Source organism: uncultured Methanobrevibacter sp. (genome assembly GCF_937906425.1).
GTDB lineage: Archaea > Methanobacteriota > Methanobacteria > Methanobacteriales > Methanobacteriaceae > Methanobrevibacter.
This window is the reverse complement of the sequence record NZ_CALCYR010000304.1, coordinates 1-19,337: the sequence shown is the minus strand read 5'-3', so window position 1 is coordinate 19,337 and position 19,337 is coordinate 1. Positions and strand designations below refer to the sequence as shown.

Annotated in this window: 15 protein-coding genes; 8 read left to right on the top strand and 7 right to left on the bottom strand. The window is 28.7% G+C overall.

Going from position 1 to position 19,337, the window contains the following annotated elements; translation table 11 throughout:
* Positions 1-4 precede the first annotated feature (4 nt).
* Positions 5-1,213, bottom strand: a complete 1,209-nt coding sequence (locus tag Q0138_RS08960) for an orc1/cdc6 family replication initiation protein (RefSeq protein ID WP_297983659.1) — start codon at positions 1,211-1,213, stop codon at positions 5-7.
* 1,258 nt (positions 1,214-2,471) lie between these two features.
* Positions 2,472-2,957 (bottom strand): DUF2299 domain-containing protein, encoded by a 486-nt coding sequence (locus tag Q0138_RS08955; RefSeq protein WP_297983656.1) that lies wholly within the window; start codon positions 2,955-2,957, stop codon positions 2,472-2,474.
* 239 nt (positions 2,958-3,196) lie between these two features.
* Here Q0138_RS08955 and Q0138_RS08950 point away from each other — a divergent pair, with 239 nt between their 5' ends.
* A complete protein-coding gene (locus tag Q0138_RS08950) occupies positions 3,197-4,222 on the top strand; it encodes a cobalamin biosynthesis protein (RefSeq protein ID WP_297983653.1) in 1,026 nt (341 codons plus the stop codon).
* A gap of 479 nt (positions 4,223-4,701) precedes the next feature.
* On the opposite strand, the gene Q0138_RS08945 is transcribed toward Q0138_RS08950, so the two are convergent.
* Positions 4,702-4,950 (bottom strand): UPF0147 family protein, encoded by a 249-nt coding sequence (locus tag Q0138_RS08945; RefSeq protein ID WP_297983651.1) that lies wholly within the window; start codon positions 4,948-4,950, stop codon positions 4,702-4,704.
* Between the two features lie 472 nt (positions 4,951-5,422).
* Between Q0138_RS08945 and Q0138_RS08940 the strand changes: the two genes are divergently transcribed.
* From Q0138_RS08940 to Q0138_RS08930, 3 genes are all read left to right on the top strand, one after another.
* Entirely contained in the window at positions 5,423-6,136 is a 714-nt protein-coding gene (locus tag Q0138_RS08940) for a DUF2162 domain-containing protein (protein ID WP_297983649.1), read from the top strand.
* 228 nt (positions 6,137-6,364) lie between these two features.
* Positions 6,365-7,015 (top strand): MotA/TolQ/ExbB proton channel family protein, encoded by a 651-nt coding sequence (locus Q0138_RS08935; RefSeq protein WP_297983688.1) that lies wholly within the window; start codon positions 6,365-6,367, stop codon positions 7,013-7,015.
* A 30-nt stretch (positions 7,016-7,045) separates the two neighbouring features.
* A complete protein-coding gene (locus Q0138_RS08930; protein ID WP_297983647.1) occupies positions 7,046-7,381 on the top strand; it encodes a DUF2149 domain-containing protein in 336 nt (111 codons plus the stop codon).
* 148 nt (positions 7,382-7,529) lie between these two features.
* Here the strand turns inward: Q0138_RS08930 and Q0138_RS08925 are convergent, their stop codons facing one another.
* Positions 7,530-9,383 carry a right-handed parallel beta-helix repeat-containing protein gene (locus Q0138_RS08925; protein ID WP_297983644.1) on the bottom strand — a complete coding sequence of 618 codons (1,854 nt, stop codon included), beginning with the start codon at positions 9,381-9,383 and terminating at the stop codon, positions 7,530-7,532.
* A gap of 649 nt (positions 9,384-10,032) precedes the next feature.
* On the opposite strand from Q0138_RS08925, the gene Q0138_RS08920 reads away from it, so the two are divergent.
* Complete coding sequence (locus Q0138_RS08920; RefSeq protein ID WP_297983641.1) at positions 10,033-12,018, top strand: right-handed parallel beta-helix repeat-containing protein; 1,986 nt, start codon at positions 10,033-10,035, stop codon at positions 12,016-12,018.
* 253 nt (positions 12,019-12,271) lie between these two features.
* On the opposite strand, the gene tsaA is transcribed toward Q0138_RS08920, so the two are convergent.
* From tsaA to Q0138_RS08905, 3 genes are all read right to left on the bottom strand, one after another.
* Positions 12,272-12,760, bottom strand: coding sequence for a tRNA (N6-threonylcarbamoyladenosine(37)-N6)-methyltransferase TrmO (gene tsaA, locus Q0138_RS08915; RefSeq protein WP_297983638.1), 489 nt, complete (start codon positions 12,758-12,760; stop codon positions 12,272-12,274).
* A 264-nt stretch (positions 12,761-13,024) separates the two neighbouring features.
* A complete protein-coding gene (locus Q0138_RS08910; RefSeq protein ID WP_297983635.1) occupies positions 13,025-13,609 on the bottom strand; it encodes a class II aldolase/adducin family protein in 585 nt (194 codons plus the stop codon).
* A gap of 266 nt (positions 13,610-13,875) precedes the next feature.
* Complete coding sequence (locus Q0138_RS08905; protein ID WP_297983632.1) at positions 13,876-15,720, bottom strand: DNA-directed DNA polymerase II small subunit; 1,845 nt, start codon at positions 15,718-15,720, stop codon at positions 13,876-13,878.
* A 400-nt stretch (positions 15,721-16,120) separates the two neighbouring features.
* Between Q0138_RS08905 and Q0138_RS08900 the strand changes: the two genes are divergently transcribed.
* From Q0138_RS08900 to Q0138_RS08890, 3 genes are all read left to right on the top strand, one after another.
* Positions 16,121-16,882 (top strand): hypothetical protein, encoded by a 762-nt coding sequence (locus Q0138_RS08900; RefSeq protein WP_297983629.1) that lies wholly within the window; start codon positions 16,121-16,123, stop codon positions 16,880-16,882.
* A gap of 175 nt (positions 16,883-17,057) precedes the next feature.
* Positions 17,058-18,365, top strand: a complete 1,308-nt coding sequence (locus tag Q0138_RS08895) for a cysteine-rich small domain-containing protein (RefSeq protein ID WP_297983624.1) — start codon at positions 17,058-17,060, stop codon at positions 18,363-18,365.
* A gap of 212 nt (positions 18,366-18,577) precedes the next feature.
* Entirely contained in the window at positions 18,578-19,189 is a 612-nt protein-coding gene (locus Q0138_RS08890) for a potassium channel family protein (protein WP_297983621.1), read from the top strand.
* Positions 19,190-19,337: the final 148 nt, after the last annotated feature.

The window sequence follows — 19,337 nt, the reverse complement described above, 5'->3', positions numbered from 1 at the left end:
TTGATTAATACAGGATATTAACCAAATTCTCTTCTAAAACACTTGTATCACATTGCAAATTAATGATATTGGTTCTTCCCTTAGCTCTTCCCTTGGAAACTGTGTTTGTTGAAATGATTCCCAACATTTCCAATTCATTGATAAAGTCAAAGATTCTTCTGTATGTTACACTGTCTCCCTTTGAAATTTCAGAATAAACCTCATATAATTTTCCTGAAGTGATTTCCTCATTCTCTTGAGTGAGCTTTAAGATAGCTGCAAGAACCCTTTGCTGTTGAGTAGGTAATGTCATGATAACTTCACTTACCTTATTGTACTCAATAAGCTGTTTAGCCTCATATACATATTCACCCTTAACCTTTAAAGGTTCAACTCTGTTTTCATTCTCTTCCAATAATTCAAGAGCCTTTTTCTCTGCAATATTAGCTGATTTTTCCAATAGATCAAGAGCATATCTAGCGTCACCCTCTTCCTTTGCAGCCATTGCAGAACATAAAGGAATAACATTGTCTTCCAATACCCCTTCCTCAAAGGCAATCTTAGCCCTTTGATCAAGAATGTCAGCTAACTGTTCTGCATCATATGGTGGGAATACGATTTCCTCGTCCCTTAAACTGCTTGCAACTCTTGGCTTGATGAACTTCTTAAAGTCAAGATAATTACTGATTGACAATACGGCAATGTTTTCAGTTCTTGTAAGGGTGTATAATATACCGTCACCATCCTTTTCAAGAAGAATGTCGATCTCATCCAATATAACGATTAATATAAGATTTTTGCCAAATGCAGTTCTTTTAAAGATGTCTCTAAATGCATTTACTATTTCACCTTTTGTCCAGCCTCTGTTAGGAACATTTCTTCCCAATTTCTGACAAAGATAAGTTAGTACCTGGTATTCTGTAGTGAAGTCAGTGCATCTTATATATTCAACCCTGATAAATACAGGCTTGTCACTGACCGCTTCAAGTAACTGTTCCTTAGCATATTTGGCAGCTGCAGTCTTACCTGTTCCTGTCTTACCATAAATGGTAATGTCAGATGGAGTGTTACCTTCCAATGCTTCAATCCAATGAGAAGCGATTGCTGTTATTTGTTCTTGTCTGTGAGGTAAGTAATCAGGTAAAAATAAGTGATTTAAAGCTGTTTTATCCTTAAATATTCTTAAGTTTTTTTCCTCTTTTTGTTTTTCCAAATCTTTAAAAATGTTTGACACTAAAACACTTCCCCTTATTTTAAAAAGTAATATAAGTAATTATGAAGTTTTAAAATAAATAAAACCTAAAATTAAACGTTTGATATTTAACATTAAATGATTAAAATTCAAAAAATCAATAGATCTTTATTATTTTTAATTCAAAATCAAAATCCAAATAGATAATTCAATTGATTAAAATTATACTAAAATCAAAATCCAAATAGATAATTCAATTGATTAAAATTATACTAAAATCATGGATTCGAAGATTAAATGAATTAAAAAAATTGTTTAAAAAAATTAAAATCAGAAATGAAAATAACTTATTCAATTTAATATTTAAAAAGTAAAAAAATTAGTTTTTAAAATTATAAAAATAAAAAAAAATTTTTCATTTACAATAGTATGATTTCAACTGTATTACTATTGTATATAGAATTAGATATATAAAGATTTTTGTCATTTGAAAATTCACCAACATTTTATAAAAATTAAAACATTTGAAAAAGTTTAGAATTAGAGTACTATTTCAAGTGTATTTTTTAAACGAAAATAGCTTAATAATAATTTTACACTTGAAATGGTGGTCTTTTTGAAAACAAGAATTTAGAATTTTATAAAAATAAATAAAATTCATAAAATGTTAAAATAAATGAAAAATATTAAGAAATAAGTTATAGATTTGAAAAATAAATCAAAAAATAAGTTTTAAAAAGAAATAAAGAAAAATTTGTAAAGAAAATTTCACAAATTATGACAAATCATTAAAAATTAATGAGAGAGGTGCATTTCAAGTGAAAAGAAAATTTGTAAAAACTGATTTTCGAGAGGTGCATTTCAAGTGTAAAAAATTTTACAAAATTTTAATCAAATTTTAAAAAATGATTATTTGGTCTTTAAATCAAATTTAAATGATTTTTAGACCTTCTTTTTTAAAAAATTTTTCAAAAAGATAGAGAGGTAAATTTCAAAATTTTACACTGGAAATAGACCTGTCGAATCCTTCCAAGACCCGTTTTTACGTTTCACTTGAAATACATCTCTCACTCTATAAAAAATCATGAAAAATAAGCTAAAATCATGACTAAAATTGGGTGAATTTTCCCATAAAAAATAGTCTTTTTTCGAAGAAAAAATCATTGAAATAAAATTAGAAATTTTAAAACAAAAATAAAAAATTTTAACAAAAACAATAAGAAAAAATGTAAAAAAATAATATAAAATTAGAATTTAATTAATAAATAAAAAAATTAATTTAAAAATTAATTAATTGTTTTTACATGTACAAGTCATCTTGGGATTGAGGTACTGATTTGGAATTGATAGATCCATACTCTTTTCCTAAAATCCAAACGCATTGTAATTTTCCTTTAAAGACCTTTTTGATTGATTTAATAAGTGTATGTTTTGTCAATCCATCTTCAAATATGTCTTCAGTTATGATAAAACGTTTCAATTGATCGTTTGGATGATCCAATTCAAAGTCAAGAAGCATTTCGTTTAATGTAAATCTGATTTTCCAAATGAATTCCTGATTAAATGACTTGTCAGAATTTTTAATAATGTTTTGTTCTTCCTGGGAAACTTCTGTTGCACAGCCTATGAGAATGACATCTTCTTTTGCTTTAGGCTGAATGACGTCCATTGCATGATTTTGTGGGAAGTTGATAATGTAATGAAAATTAGCGTTTTCGTCATAAATCTTTTCACGAATGAGATCCTCTTCCATTAACCATGTTCTAATTTGCTCTTCATCAATCATGATATCATCTTTAATTTATATTTTTTCTTTATTTTAAATGATTTATAAATTATTTTTTAAAATTTTAATAAAAATAAATGATTTTTAATATTAATTAACGAATTAACTGTTAATTCTGAAAATAAAATATTTTTCAATTATTATTTACAATTTTATTGTTAATTTTGAAAATTTAATATTTTTTCAATATTAATCTTTCATAATAAATTATATATATTCAGTTAATATATTTATTTTTAATGATAACTGAACTTTATTCCAATTCATTTTATATGTTATTTACAATCCTTCTATTTGCTCTTGCAATAGATTTGCTGATTGGTGAATTTCCTGTTAAAATTCATCCTGTAGTATGGGTTGGAAATCTGATCAACTTTTTTAAGGGAATACTTCTCAAGCATGACAATAAGCTTTCAGGATTTATTCTGGCTGTTTGTGTTATAATATTGTCATCTCTCATTGTTTTAGTGCCATTGCTTTTGATAAAACATTTTTTATACATTAATGAATCAATGATTTATCTATTCAAGTTATTTGCAATATTGCTTTTATCTTCAACTTTTTCTGTTAAATTGCTTTTGTCTTCAGCTCGTGATGTTGAGATTGACTTGAAAAACAATAACCTGAATAAGGCGCGTAAGGCAGTTTCCTATTTGGTAAGCCGTGATACAAATGAGTTAAACAAGGAACATATAATATCAGCAGTTATTGAAACATTGACTGAAAACATACCAGATTCCTATGTTTCAACAATATTCTATTATTCACTTGTTGGTGTAATAGCAGGATTATGCGGTGTAAATGATTTTAATGTAATCATATTGGCAGTTTTAGCTGCATTATTGCATAGGGTAATAGACACCTTGGATTCAATGCTTGGTTATAAGACAGAGGAACTTAAAAACATTGGATTTTTCAGTGCAAAGATTGATGATGTTTTAAATTATATTCCTGCTAGATTTTCAGGATTGGTAATTATAATATCTGCAGCTATGTTAAGGTTGGACTGGAGAAAGGCCAATTATATTTTAAGAAGGGATGCAAGAAATTGTGACAGTCCAAATTCAGGATATACAATGGCAACTGTAGCGGGGGCCTTAGATATTCAACTTGAAAAGGAAGGAGTTTACACTCTTGGTGACGGTTTTAATAAATTGGAAGTTGATACGATTGAAAAGGCAATTGATCTTACAAGATTAACTATATTTTTAGCTACATTGTTCTTTATGGTAATATTTTTAGACATTTTGCTTTGGCTTATTTAAGTTTTACATTGTTCATTGCTTTAATTAAAGGATTTTTATTTTTTAAAAAAAATCTATTTTTTATTATATTTTTTATCTTTTCATGCTTTAGAAAATTATTTTCCATGCGGATTTGTTCGTTAAAATACACACAAATTTTACACTTGAAATGGTGGTCTTATTTTTATTAAAATTTTAAATCATTGTATTAATTTTTCTAATTTTAGGTCTAACTAAATTTTTTTGAATTTTATCCAAAATAACTTGAAGATTTTTTATAGTTTTTACATAGTTAATTGTAAAATACTTTAAATTTTTTTTTCAAAAATCTCTAATTTATGAAAATTAATGTTTGAAAAAATTTATAAAAAAAAATAAAATACTAATAGTTATTTTTAAAAAAAGTGTTTAAAAATGAAATTTAAAAATAGTGGATAAATGGTTTTTTGGTGTATTTGGTGTTTGTTTTTAAAAAAAGAAAAAATTATTTAAGCTTATGCTTAAATAGATTCTAATTTAGATAATATTTCCCAAATTAAAGTTCTAGCATGAACTGGGATATTAGGATCATTACTAATTTCATCTAATTTTAAAATGACAGCACTAGCTCTTACAGTTTCATCTTCTTCTTCATTATTTAATGTAGTATAAGATTCATCTGCAGCTCTCCTAATATTACGAGGAACACTAGGATTTTCCATAATATGTTTTAAGATTTCAGATACTTCATCAAAAGTTTCATTAGTCATAATATTTCCTCCCTATTCATAATTTTTGAAAAATAAATAAATTAAAAAAATAATTCCTTAAAATTTGTTTCAAAAAATACTAAATAGATTAACACTAATAATTATAAATTTTTAAGTATATATATTTAATGCAGTTTTGTTCGTATTTATGTGTACTTTAATCTTTTGTGTGAAAATTAGTTTTTTAAATTGTTTAATTTAAAAGCTAATAAGAGCATTAAGTGATAATTTGAGTTTTTAAATTAGGGGGAATAATATTTTTTAAGTGATAATTTGGGTTTTTAAGTTAGGGGGAATAATATTTTTTAAGTGATAATTTGGGTTTTTAAGTTAAATGATAATAATGGTCTTTAAGAAAAATGATAATAAGAGTTTTTTTTTAAAAACAACTTAAATACGATAAGTAATTTTTTATATATTGTATAACAAAAATAGACTTAATAAAATCTTTAAAATATCAGTGGTTGATAATATGGAAATAATAAGTGCAATGTGGCAATTAGGTATTATCTTTGCAGTGCTTTTATTTGGGATAAAGTTAGGACTGGCAAGCGGATTGTCAAATCTTTCCAAAAAAAATTTATTCCTTCTCTGTTTAGGATATGGAGGTGGAATATTAGTTCTTTCACTTATCTCAAGTATGTATACAGAGGAAATAACCGGATTGATAAATACATACAATAGCCTTTTATTCCTTATAATGGCAGCTATCATGATTTTCTCAGGCATCTATACAATAAAGGAGTATAAAAAGCATGAAAGAAACACTATGAAAACTACAAGATTTATCCTGATAGCTCCTTGTCCATGTTATTTCGGATCTATTCTTGCAAGCATATTGATGGCGGCACCTACAGTTGGTTTAGGAGCCTTTGTTTTAAGTCAATATGTAGCTCTTGCATTGGTTTTAACCATTTTAATAAGTTATTTCGCTGCAAGAAAGATAGTTAATTTCATAAAACAGCCATATCCAATTTTACTTGGTAATTTTATGTTATTTTTAGGAATTTATTTCCTATTGTCTTCAATTTTAATTCCAAATATTATAGAGGTCTTTAATAGATCAATGAATTATGTTACAATTCCATCATTAAGTTCGCTGGCGATAAGTTTTATTTTGGCTTTTGTGGTTGTTTTGATTGGACTTCTTGTATCTAGACACTCTGACTTCTTAATTGATTTTTAAAGTTTTGAAGGTTTTTTTTAAGATTTTAAAGTTGAATTTTATTTAATTTTTAATGTTTTTTTAAAGGTTTTTTTATGATTTAATAGTTGGATTTTATTTAATTTTTAATGTTTTTTTAAAGGTTTTTTATGATTTAATAGTTGGATTTTATTTAATTTTTAATTATTTAAGATTATTTTTCTTTTATTATTAAAATCATGTTTTATTAATTGTATTGGTGAAAAAATGGTGACTGCAATTCCTGGAAGTGATTTATTAACTTCCGCCTTAAATGTAATTTCCCAAAGCTTACAGATTCCTGTAATTATTTTCCTGATAATTTTTGCATTATATTCCCTATTCATTATAGGAAGTCTAATTTCTGAATACAGCTCTCATAAGAAGATTCCTGTCAAGTATATCAGGAATTTGATTTATGAAATAGCTAACACTGAACAAATCAGTGATATTCCGGATATTATTAAAAATGCTAAAATACAGAAGTCTCAAAAGATTGCACTATTGGAAATCGCTGAGTCAAGTTCATTGACTGAAGATACAAGACGTGCTCTTGCTCGTAAATTGTTTGAGGATGAACAGGATAAGATTGAAAAGATTCTTCAAAAAACAGATATTGTTACAAAGATAGGTCCTACACTTGGATTGATGGGTACTCTTATTCCTATGGGTCCAGGTTTGGCCGCTCTTGGAAGTGGAGATGTAACTACACTTGCAAGTGCTATTATTGTAGCATTTGATACAACTGTTGTAGGTATTGGAGCAGGTGCTGTAGCTTATGTGGCCGGTAAAATACGCAGACGATGGTATGAACAGTATTTATCTAATTTGGATGCCTTGGCAGATACAGTTTTAGATAGATTAAAAAGAGAGGATAATTAATTAGGTAAATCTTGTTATTTAGGTGATTCAATGGTACGTCGTCAAGGTGGTAAAAGATTATCTGAAGATAATGAAGATCCAATGTCCGGTACTTCAAATCTTGTAGATGCAATGCTTGTTATTGCAGTGGGATTGTTGGTCTTTTTGGTAATTTCATGGAATATGCAGGGAGTTATCTTTGATACTGACATGACAAGCGATGAGAAGCAGAATGTGATTCAGGAAATGAGTGAGGTAAGCCAAGTCGATCAAGGTCAGAAATTGAATAAGACTCCAGACATTAAGAACACTTCTGGAAAAGGTTATACTGAGATGGGTAAGGTCTATCAGGACGAATCCGGTAATCTGATTATGGTTGAGGGTTGATGGATTCTTTATATTGAAATTAAGATTTATAAAAAAGTTTAAAAGATTAATTAAATTATAATAAAATTAATTAAAATTAGAATAAAATTAGAGATTAAAAATTGAATTTAATTAAAATTAGAAAATTAGAAAAAACTTAAAGATTGAACTATTCCAGTTCATAATCTTCTAAGTTATTGTTTTTGTTTTTAGATTTGTAACCTAATGCTATCACTAAAATAACAAAGAAAACAGCAAACATCGCAAGTATTTGACTGTTTTTAGCAGCTGTACTTGAAATTTGCTTTTTAAGTTCATATGCAGTTAAACCATTTTCGGAGGCACTTCCTCCTCCATTTTCACCGCTGTCACCAGTTCCAGAATTGGATTGGCCTGAAACTGTTCCAACACTTATTCCACTTCCAGTGAAATTACCTTCACCACTGCCGATTCCTTCACTTGAACCTAATCCGCTGCCTGTTCCATTTCCCTTTATTTTATCATTCCTTGGCTCTTTGCTAATTTCATCATCTGTTTTTATATTAGTTGAAGATTCACTTGAACTCTTGCTTTTGTTTACTTCAATTTCCTCTTCAGTGCTTATTGTGAAACTGTGGCCGTTTATTGTAATTGTAATTTTAGAACCTGCAGGTATGCTTTCTGAGTCAATGGAGAAGTTTCCATCAGTTCCAACATCATATGAACCATAATCCTTTCCATTAATGTTTATATTATCAATTGTAAATGCACCTGAACCGCTTGCACCGTTTCCACTGAACAATTGGCCTATTATTGATTTTCCATCACTTGAAAATCCCATTGTCAAATGCTTGAAGTTTTCAGGACTTAATGCAGTACCGAAAACCATTGGACAGATGTGGCCCAAACCATAGTTTCCATCGTTGTCAAAATACCAGTTTGGAGCTATTTCAACGTCCGGATGGCTCATTGTACTTTTTGCATCCCAAATTGCATTGAAACCTACAGAATTAAATCCGAAAAACATTGTTCCCGCTTGTGCAGCCTTAAAGTCATCTGCAAATACAATGGCTGATCCTAGATTGTCCTCTGTAGTGTAAAACCAATCCTTTGATTTTTTAGCATACATCAATGTATTGTAACTGATTACATCATTGTTTGTTAGGGAATTTGCATAAATATTCATTGTATTTCCTGAGATATTATTGTATTGTATCTGGTTACGTGTAGTGTTTCCCTCCAATCTGATACCGCTTATGGCATTCTCGGTAATATTATTGTAATAGAACCTGTTTGTCTTTCCATTGGCCAAATAGACTCCGTCTGCACCGTTTTTATAAATTTCATTATATGTTATATTGTTGATTGAAACATTATTTAGATTCAATCCCATATTTTTATTCTTATAAATCTTGTTTTGGCTGATTAGAGTTCTATTAACATTATTTAAATAGATTCCATCATAAGCATTGCTAATGGAGTTGTTTACAATTGTATTTCTCATTGAATTGTTTAATAGGATTCCTCCTCCATTTAATCTATTGTTTATAATGCTTATGTTGTTTGCTCCTTGAACCTCAATCAGATAGTCTGAAGAACCCTTTAAGATAAGGCCCCTTATCATGCTGTTTGATGAAAGATTTGTAAAATAAAAAATGAATGAGTCTGAAATTCCCATGCTTTGAGCCTTGCTGCTTGTTCCGGAATTAATTGTTGAATTTTTTTCACTGACAATGTTTAGGCTTTTTTCTACTACTATTGAAACATTATCATAGGAATTGTCCATAAATTGGATGGTATCTCCCTCAAGGGAATTGTCGAAGATAGTCTGAATCTCATCCTTTGAAAGGTTTGAATAAACTTTATGTAGGTTGGATTGACTGTTTGAATCTTGTGAATAGATATTATCAGAATCCACATTTGATCCTGCATCTGTATAGCTTAGGTTTTCATTGGCATAGACAGGTAAGCTAATAGTTAAAGTGAGCAGGACTAAGAATATTAAAAAGAAGAGCTTCTTTTTGTTTGTGTATTTAGTTCTCATAATATCTTATCCCTTTTTTTTTAAATTCTGCTTGTTTTTAGTTTTTTAATTTTTTATCCATTTATAAAAACTTTCATCTAAAATATACTTTTAGTTTTTATTCTTATTTATGAAAAATATTTTGTATTTTTTTTAAATTTTATAACAGTGTTTTAAAATACTTTATACTTATTTTTATTTCTTAAATTATATTTAAACATTACTAAAATGATTTAAAATTATTATTTTTCTTAAATATTTGATTTTAACAATAGTTATTCAAATATAACATTGTTAATAATGAGAAACAAACTAAAAACTTTATATAAAATAAAAATAAAGTATATTTAAGGTACAATATGAAAAAAATATCATATAGTTATCTTATTTGATATATTTTTTTAAATTAAGTTTTATTAATTAATTGAAATTAATAAATCTATTATATATGGCTTTTATTTTCATTAATAATTATTTTTAGTTCAATCTTTATATTTTAGGTAATTTTTATTTAAGATTTAGATTATGGTTTCTTTCGATTTAAACTTAATTTAATAAATTATTTCAACAGTTAATATTTTTTTTAAAAGAATATTAAAATCTTACTTAATCAGTGAAAAATGAATATTTTTTTTAAAAGAATATTAAAATCTTACTTAATAGTGATAAAATGAATAAAAAGATTATATTATTGTCTTTGGTTATTTTAACTCTTGTTTCAATGGCTTCAGTTTCAGCTGCTGATGGGGATGAGAATGTAACTGTCGAAGAAGCTACTACCATTGACATTGACAATACAATGACCAATGATGAAATTCAAACAAAATTGGATACAGCTACCGACAATTCTGTAATTAACTTTGCAGCAGGAGACTATTCTGATGTGAATTTGGTTATAGGTAGTGAAGATAGTGTAGATAATGAAACCAATGTAACTACTTCAAAAACCATTAAAAATCTTACAATCAATGGTAATGGAGCAGTTTTAACCGGTACTCCAAAGACTGGAAGTTACTATAACGGTATCTTTGAAGTTAAAAACGTAAACGGATTTACCCTCAGCGGATTTAATTTCGTAGCTCAAGGAGTTACCGCTGCAAACATGATGACTCCATCCTGTGTAATCATCTTCAACACTACAAAGGGTATTATCGAAGATAACAACATCAGCGGAGGACGTTTCGGTCTTTATGTAGGTAGTAAATTTACCAATCCAAACTATGACACCATTGTCAGAAACAATATCGTAACAGATGTAAGTGATATGGGTATTATCTCCTTTGGATCTGCTCGTACCTACATTGTAAACAACACAATCATTGACCCTGCAAACCACGGTATTGACGTAAGACATGGTTCCGGACCTAACTGTACAGTTGAAGGAAACTACATCACAGGTGCAATGGAAGGTATTTATCTTATGCACAGTTCCGGCCACACTGCAATCAATAACGTTATCAACAACAGTGTGATTGGTATAACCTGTTATGGATCCTCCAATATTGTAGCTGACAACAACACCTTTGCTAACAAGACCAAAATCGGATTCTTCTTAGGCAGCGGTTACAGCAACATCCAAATTGGTGAAGGAAACAATTACAGTGGTATTTGGTTTACTCCTATGCCTCCTACATTCTCCTATTACATTGTTAAGGGAGATTCATCTTATATTGGTTCTACAAGCGGAACTTTCTCTGAATCTGACGCTAACACCAATGTAACCTATGTTCAAGTATATCTTCCTATTGGAGATGCTGAAACATTAGACCCATTGGAAATTGAAAGTGCTTCAACAATTGTTTTAAATGAATCAATCATTGCTTTAAATGATAACATTACCGTTAAGATTTGGAAAGTTGATGACAATAACCACATTGATGCAAATGAAACCATTAATGTTGAAATCGATGGTGTAGACTACTCAGGTCTTTCAGACTTTACCGGTGCAGTATATGTTCCTACAAGTGTATTGACCCAAGGAAAACATTACATGACCGTAAAATTCCCAGGAACCGGTGCATTAAAAGAATCCACCTGGAGTACCATTTTACAAGTCGGTGAAGAAATTGAGAAGAAAGCTACAAATCTCATTTGTGACAATATGACCACAAATGCAATTAACATTAACCTTGATGGTAGAAATGGTGAATACTTCAACTTCCAATTAGTTGACTCTGAAGGAAATGCTTTAGCAGAAAAGATGGTCTACATTGGATTCAATGGACATGTCTATAATGCTACAACCGATGCAGACGGTAAGGCTAAAACTCAAATTAACCTTGGTGTTAAAGGTACTTACACCTTTGCTCTCTGTTTCTTAGGTGACGATGAATACAATGCAAGTTTCTCAGTTGCAAAAATTACTGTAAACCCAGAACCTGTAAAACTCACTACAGCTAAGAAAACCTATAAGGCAAGTGCAAAGACAAAAACCTTGACTGCAACATTCCAAACCTCTAGAGGAACTGCAATCAGCGGTAAAAAGATTACTTTCACCGTAAATGGTAAATCTTACACTGCAACTACAAATGCTAAAGGTATAGCTACTGTAAAGGTAAGTCTTTCTAGTAAGAGAACCTACTCTTTCACTGCTAAATTCGCAGGAGACGAAAGATACAAGGCTACTACTGTTAAAAGTACTGTAAAAATTAGTTAGAAATAGTTTTTAAACTATTTCTTTTTTTATTTTTTTTAAATTTTTTTATTTAAGTTACTTTTTTTATTAAGTGTTTATTTTATTTAAGTTATTGACTTTTTTTATTAAGTGTTTATTTTATTTAAGTTATTGACTTTTTTTATTTATTTTATTTTGACTTTTTTAGAGTTTTTTGAAAAAAGAAGTAATATTCATTAATAAGAAAAATAAATTATTTGTTTTTTAATAAAAATAGTAAAGATAAGTTTATTTATTATTTAATAAACCTATCGTCTGCTTTTTGTTTTTTAGCCTTTTGATGTTTGCTTTCAAACCAGCCTATTCTAAGGTCTGTAATAGTGTCCTCATGTAATTGAGGTACATATGGCTTGATATCAAGCAATGGAGTTCCATCAAGAATATCTACATTTGAAATGTATAATATATCATCTTTTACATCATCTAAGGCAACAACAGTCATTCCAATATTGTTTGGTCTTTTAGGAGATCTTGTTGCAAATACTCCATGAGTGTTATTGTCCATAAATGGTTTCACTTCCAATGCATTTCCATTGGTTTTATGAAGGTGATAAATAAGTATTAAATGTGAAAAACCATCAATGTCTTTTAATCCAGCCTTATATTCATCTTTAATATGTATTTCTCCTTTAATTCCCTTTGCACCTGTTGGTTGAATAGGCATTCCTTCAAGTTCAGTAAAAGGAGAATGTATTGTCCCTATACTATCAAATTCGATTTTCATATTATAGTATTTAGTTTAAAAGTTTATATAATTAACTTAGTTTTCTTTATTAAAGGGTTAATAAGTTAAAAAGGTATAAAAAAAGTTTAATTTAAGTTTTTTAAAGTTTTTTATTAATACTAGTTTAAAATAAGTTTTTTATTCTATTAAAACAAGATTAAAATAAGTTTTTTTTAAAGTTTTTATTAAAACTAGTTTAAAATAAGTTTTTTATTCTATTAAAACTAATTTAAAATAAGTTTTTTAAAGTTTCAATGAAATATTTTATTTGTCAAGGGAATTAAGCATATGAGTTACAAACTGGGTTTTAGCTATTTCCTCAACAAATTCAACAAGTGTGGCAGCTTCCTTAACTGTTGCTCCTGTTGCAATAACTCCATGATTTTTTAAAACAATAACGTCCTCATTTTTTAAGGCTTCTGCAGCGTTTTGAGCCAATTCAACACTTCCTGGTTTAAAGTATTCAATGTCCTTAATGTATTCTGATTGAATGGCTCCAAAACCTTCAAGACGTTTGATTTTTTGATTTGAAAATGCAAATCCTGTTGCATAAGGGGAATGGGTATGTACAATTCCATTAACATCCTCCTTTGCCTTATATATTTCTAGATGCATACCTGTTTCAGAGGAAGGTTTACCTTTGGTGAGATTCTTTCCATCAATGTCTACAAGAATAATGTCCTCTTCCCTTAAATCAGCCAATGACTTAAGTGTTGGAGTGATAGCTATTATATCTCCTGATTCAGTTTTAAATCTTCCACTAACATTTCCAGCTTTTCCTGAAACAAGTCCTCTTTCAAATACATAAGCTGACATTTCTACAACTGATTTAACAATTTCTTTTTCCATAAAAATCACTTAAAATAGAATAAATAAAAAATAGAAATAAAATAATTAGTATAATTGAAGTTAATTAATTAAAATTTTTTAATTTAATTTAATTTTTTAGTTTTAAATTTATTTAAATTACTTAGTTTTAAATTTTAATTTAATTTTTTAGTTTTAAAATTTATTTAAATTATCTAGTTTTAAATTTTTAATTAATTATTTAATTTTTAATTTAATTAAAAATTAATTATATGGTTTTAAAGTTAATAATATAGTCTTTTATTAATTTAAATAAATTTAAACTGTTTATACTTTCCGCCAACGTCAATGATAGGCACTTCTGCTGGGGTTGGTACAATGTTATAAATCTTCTGGAACTCTGTCTGGGTCTGGAAAGTTCCTGAATTAATACAATGAATTCCCTTATATTTTGTGTATGTATTAATGTGAACGTGTCCTGTATGTAAAACGTCAGGTACTTTATCAATTACCAAATGATCTTCAAGTTCTGAAGCAAGAGGAGTTCTTTCACCATATAAAGGAGCTAAATGTCTTTTATTAAGGAATTCCTTCATTACCAAATCATTACGTTCGTGTGAAAAGTCATTTGAACCCATTACCATATCATCTATTCCTCTTCCATGGTAAATGAGTACATTCATTCCATCTAAACTTACCATACTAGGATTTGATAAAAATTCCACATTATTTAACTTATACAATGATTTTGCATATTTTTCAGGTACGGCAGGCTGCGGTTCAGCCACTCTTGAAGCGTCGTGGTTTCCTGGAGTGATAATGATTTTTACATCACTTCTAATGTCACCAAGCAGACGAGCAGCTTCATCATATTGGGCTGTAATATCCTTTATCGCCAATTCCTTATCCTGATTAGGATAAACGCCTATTCCATCCACAATATCTCCGCCAACAATCATGTATTTGACATTATTTGCGGTTTCACGTTGTTCCTCACTACCAAAGTCACCATTAATCCATCTTGTAAATCTGGTGAATGCATCCTCAAGGAAGGTAATACTTCCAATGTGAATGTCTGATGTAAATACTGTAGCAAAATCAATTTCCTTTTCAGGCATTCTTGGAACCCCTGGATCAATAATATTTTTACAGATAGCAAGTTCATTGCCAGGTCGTCTTTCTGCTATAATACCAATAACCTCATCTTTCATAAGGTTTCTAGCAGCCCTTATCAGTTCCTCATCGTTTTTGCTTATAAGAACATTAAGGTAGCCAGTCTCATCTTCCACTTCAAGGAAGAAATGGCCGTTTTTGGTTATTCTTATATCTGTAATCATTACAATAAGATTTAAGTCAGTTTGATTTTCTGTTATTTCATTAATTTTATTGAAAGCTCTTAATTCAGGTCTTTTGGATAGGATTCCACTTAATTTTTGATACCTGTTTTGGAAATATTCTATAAGGTTTCCAATTTCTCCGCTTGTATATGATTTATTGCTTGTATCTGTAATTACCTTGAATTTATCGAAGTTTACTTTGGAATCTGTTAAATTACGTTTGTATTTTTGTTTGGTTTCTTCAGAGACTTCTGTATCTTCAATTGTTTGCACATATTGACTTGGATAAGCAGGATTTACAGGAGCTTTTGGAACTTGTGGTTTTTCCAGTTTTGGAGCTTCTGGTTTTTGGATTTGTGGTTTTTCTGGTTTTGGAGCTTCTGTTCTAATTTCTGTTGTAGTTTCAACTGTTTTTGTTTCTGCAGTTGTTTCTACTTTTGGAGTTTCTATTGTTTTTGTTTCTGCAGTTGTTTCTACTTTTGGAGTTTCAACTTTAGGAGTCTCTATAGAAGCTTGACTACCACTTTTTTCTTGAATTGGGTTTTCAGCTGATTCTTCTCCTGTAAAACTGTTCGCTCCATGATTGACTTCTTCCTTTTTAGTTTTTACACTTATTCCAAGTTCCTTCATCATTTCCTCTATATTGGATTTTTGGACTGGAACAAGATCCTCATTATTTAGTTTTCCACTTTTTAACTTTAATATAATGGAAGAACTTAAATCTAAAGGATTTTTAGAAGAATTAATTAAATCATATGCTTCTGGAGAGAGAATTATTCCTTTCCTTGCAAATTTAAGTAGAATTTCAGCTGTCATATTTTACCATTTTTAGTTTTTTTTAATGAAATAAGCTAATAAAATTTTTTAATCCGTTTAATTAATTAAATCATGTTTTTAATCAGTTTAATTAATAGATTTTTATTTAAATCCAATTTAATTAATAATTTTTTTCAAGTAATCAAAATTAGAAATTTTACGATTTTATTAAAAAATTAAACTTTGTATTTTATAAAGTTTACTAAATATATTATCTTTTTAGTAGTTTATAAAATAATCTATACCATTTGGAAACTAATATTCGATAATTTTATTATATATAAATAATATAAACTTTATTATTATAAGATATTAACTGTCACGGTTAATAACTTAATAAAACTGTCAATAAAAAAAAATGATTATTGGCATTATAAATTAATTCAATAGGGATGAAAAAATGAATATATCAAGAGTGATTCTTATTATAGTGCTTTTTATTGCATTTTTTGAAATAGGAATCTTCAGTTCATATACAATTGTAAATGGCGAAGTTCCAGATCCAGGAGAATTAATAGATATGCAAGTTAGTACCATCACTTCAATCTTTAGTCCAGAAAACGTAGGCGGATTGCTTATTAAGGATCCAGATGAATTAAATGTTACCAATAAATATGATTTGGCTGAGGCCATTTCAGATAAGGCAGATGTGGATGGTGTTAATGTAGAAAATATGACTGTCACTACAAGTGATGACACAAGTCAAAGCGAATTTAATGCAACTGTAACTGCATATGGTTATTCCAAACCTAAGACCAGTTCAGGTTCAATTGTAATTAGTGGAGAACCTGATTATAAAATCACTGTTTCAGTAACTGTAAAGCAAACCATTGATGGTTTAACAGCTGATTTGGACACTTTAAAGATAGAATCAATATTAAAGGTTTATGATGGAGACTCAAGCAGTAATTCAACATATTCCAATTATGATTCAGGACCAAGTGGATCCAGTCAGACCTATTCTTATCAATCAAGTTCAAGCAGTGGTTCATCTTCTAGTTCATACAGTTCTAGCGGTTCTTCCAGCAGTGATTACAGTTCCGCCTCCAGTTCCAGTTATGATGATGGTGGTAGTGCATCAGAGTCTTCCTATTCCTCAGGTGGGGACGATGAGATTACTATTAATCTTTTAAATCCTATTTTCTACTCTTTAGGTATTTAAATTTTAAATCCTATTTTTTACTCTTTAGGTATTTAAATTTTTAAAATACTGTATTAACTCTTTAGGTATTTAAATTTTAAATCCTATTTTAACTTTTTAGGTATTTAAATTTTTAAAATACTGTTTTTATTAATTTTCTTTATTTTTTAAAATAATAAATAAAGCAAGTGATATAATGATTAATCTTATTGGTATTGGTCCAGAAGAAGGAAATCTTACCTTAAATGCTTATAATGCTTTAATGAATTCTGATATGATTGTTGTTTATGACAATTGTGATTTAAGCTTTATTAGAGAAAAGTATAATGGAGAGATATTTGCCTTTGAATTAGGAGTTAAGGATAAAATCAATGAACTCATCAATTCAGAATCCAGTGTAGAGGGGTCTGATTTAGATATTGAGGCCATTGATGAGGATTTAGGCAGTTCTCAAGATGTGATTGGTGAGGATTTAGGCAGTTCTCAAGTTGAAACTGATGAAGGTTTAGACAGTTCTCAAGATGTGATTGGTGAGGATTTAGGCAGTTCTCAAGTTGAGACTGATGATAGTTTTGAAGAAAAATCATACTCTGAATTAGATAGGCTCTTATTTGATTTCTCTAAAATAGAATTTGCCATTAATGCAAGCAAAAATGGTAATAATGTAGCTATTGTAAGTTCCAAAGATCCGAATACATCAGGTTTGGCTAATGTTTTGGTTCAATTAAGCTCTAAATATACTAATTTAGACTTTAAGATATTCCCATCCATTTCTAAACTCAATTATGTTTCTTCAATTTTAGGAGCTCCATTATCTGATTATGCGGTAATAAACTTGAATAATCCGATTTTACCAATGTCTGAACTTGAAAATAAGATTAAAAACATTATTGAAGCTAATATTGTTCTAGCAATCAACAATCCAATATCTGAAGATGGAGACAAGACCAATTTAAATAAGCTCATTGAAATTGTAAATGACTTCAATCCTGATTTGTTATGCGGAGTTTTAGAATCAAATTCCCTTCTTAGCATTTCCAAATTTGAAGCTATAGACTTTGAGATGGTTGACAAGGATTCCATAATAATTATAGGTAGCAAATTGTCATATCTGGTTGATGAGTATATGGTCACATCCTGCGATTATATTGAAAGAACCAAGCTTATTTCATATAATATCGATTTTTTTGAAAGATATTTAAAGGATGAAACTCCTAAGGGATTGGATTATGATTGTGATTACCTGCCATGTCATGCAAAACTTGAAGCATGTGACTTTTGTTATTGTCCATTCTATCCATGCGTTGATGGTGTAACCGGAGGAACATGGATTAAGGACAAGGATGTTTGGAGTTGCCAGGATTGTGATTGGATTCATCTTGAAGAGCCTTGTAAACTTATTAGAGAAGGTCTTGATGAAAGAATTGAAAAAGTTGATGATTTAAAGACAAAACATTTAGAATTATTGAAATTAAGACGGGATTGTCTTAATAAGACTTTGTGATTAAAGATTAAGACGGAATTGTCTTAATAAGACTTTATGATTAAAAATTAAGTCGTATTTATATTTGATTTAAAAATTTATTTTTAATTTAAAAATTAAGTCATATTAATTTTTGATTTAGAAATTTATTTTTTTATTTAAAGATTAAGTCGTATTTATATTTGATTTAAAAATTATTTTTATATTTATTAAATTACATAAGAGGTTTTAAAATGCCAAGTGTAAAAGATCTTTTAATTGAAATGAAAGATATGTCGGAATTAATGGTTGATTTAGCTTATTCAGCTGTTTTATTTAACAATAAAGCTGCAGCTGAAGAGGTTTTGACCTTGGAAAATAGATTGAACAGCATGAATTATGAGATTAAAAAACAATCTCTTGTAGCTGCCAGATCTCTTGAGGATGCAGAAAAATTAACTACCTTGCTTGAAATCGCAGAGGCTGCAGAATCAATGGGAAATGCAGCAAAGGATTTAGCTGATTTAACATTAAAAGGATTTGAACCACACCCAGTATTTAAGATGGTTATGGAAGAAAGTGAAAAAACAATTATCCGTTTAAATGTTGATGACAGTTCTGTACTTGCAAATAATTCTCTAGGAGATTTATTGTTATTGAATCGTACTGGAATGAGAATTATTTCAATTAGACGTGGAGATTCATGGATTTACGGCCCTGATAAAGATACTGTAATTATACCTGGAGACGTTTTAATTGCAAAAGGTTCTGAAACAGGAGCTGAACTTTTAGAAAAATTATCCGAAGGAGAAATGATTCTAGAGGATCTCGTCAATATGGAAGACTTCATAGACGACGATGATTAAGTAAAATTTTATTTAAATTTTTCATTATTGAATTTTGTTTAAAAATATTATTTATTTAAATTTTTTATTATTGAATTTTGTTTAAAAATATTATTTATTTAAATTTTTCATTATTGAATTTTGTTTAAAAATATTATTTATTTAAATT

Bases quoted from the DNA above. Each gene is read 5' to 3' on its own strand.
- Q0138_RS08955 (WP_297983656.1), bottom strand. From the start codon at position 2,957: ATGATTGATGAAGAGCAAATTAGAACATGGTTAATGGAAGAGGATCTC.
- Q0138_RS08950 (WP_297983653.1), top strand. From the start codon at position 3,197: ATGATAACTGAACTTTATTCCAATTCATTTTATATGTTATTTACAATC.
- Q0138_RS08945 (WP_297983651.1), bottom strand. From the start codon at position 4,950: ATGACTAATGAAACTTTTGATGAAGTATCTGAAATCTTAAAACATATT.
- Q0138_RS08940 (WP_297983649.1), top strand. From the start codon at position 5,423: ATGGAAATAATAAGTGCAATGTGGCAATTAGGTATTATCTTTGCAGTG.
- Q0138_RS08930 (WP_297983647.1), top strand. From the start codon at position 7,046: ATGGTACGTCGTCAAGGTGGTAAAAGATTATCTGAAGATAATGAAGAT.
- Q0138_RS08925 (WP_297983644.1), bottom strand. From the start codon at position 9,383: ATGAGAACTAAATACACAAACAAAAAGAAGCTCTTCTTTTTAATATTC.
- Q0138_RS08920 (WP_297983641.1), top strand. From the start codon at position 10,033: ATGAATAAAAAGATTATATTATTGTCTTTGGTTATTTTAACTCTTGTT.
- tsaA (WP_297983638.1), bottom strand. From the start codon at position 12,760: ATGAAAATCGAATTTGATAGTATAGGGACAATACATTCTCCTTTTACT.
- Q0138_RS08910 (WP_297983635.1), bottom strand. From the start codon at position 13,609: ATGGAAAAAGAAATTGTTAAATCAGTTGTAGAAATGTCAGCTTATGTA.
- Q0138_RS08905 (WP_297983632.1), bottom strand. From the start codon at position 15,720: ATGACAGCTGAAATTCTACTTAAATTTGCAAGGAAAGGAATAATTCTC.
- Q0138_RS08900 (WP_297983629.1), top strand. From the start codon at position 16,121: ATGAATATATCAAGAGTGATTCTTATTATAGTGCTTTTTATTGCATTT.
- Q0138_RS08895 (WP_297983624.1), top strand. From the start codon at position 17,058: ATGATTAATCTTATTGGTATTGGTCCAGAAGAAGGAAATCTTACCTTA.
- Q0138_RS08890 (WP_297983621.1), top strand. From the start codon at position 18,578: ATGCCAAGTGTAAAAGATCTTTTAATTGAAATGAAAGATATGTCGGAA.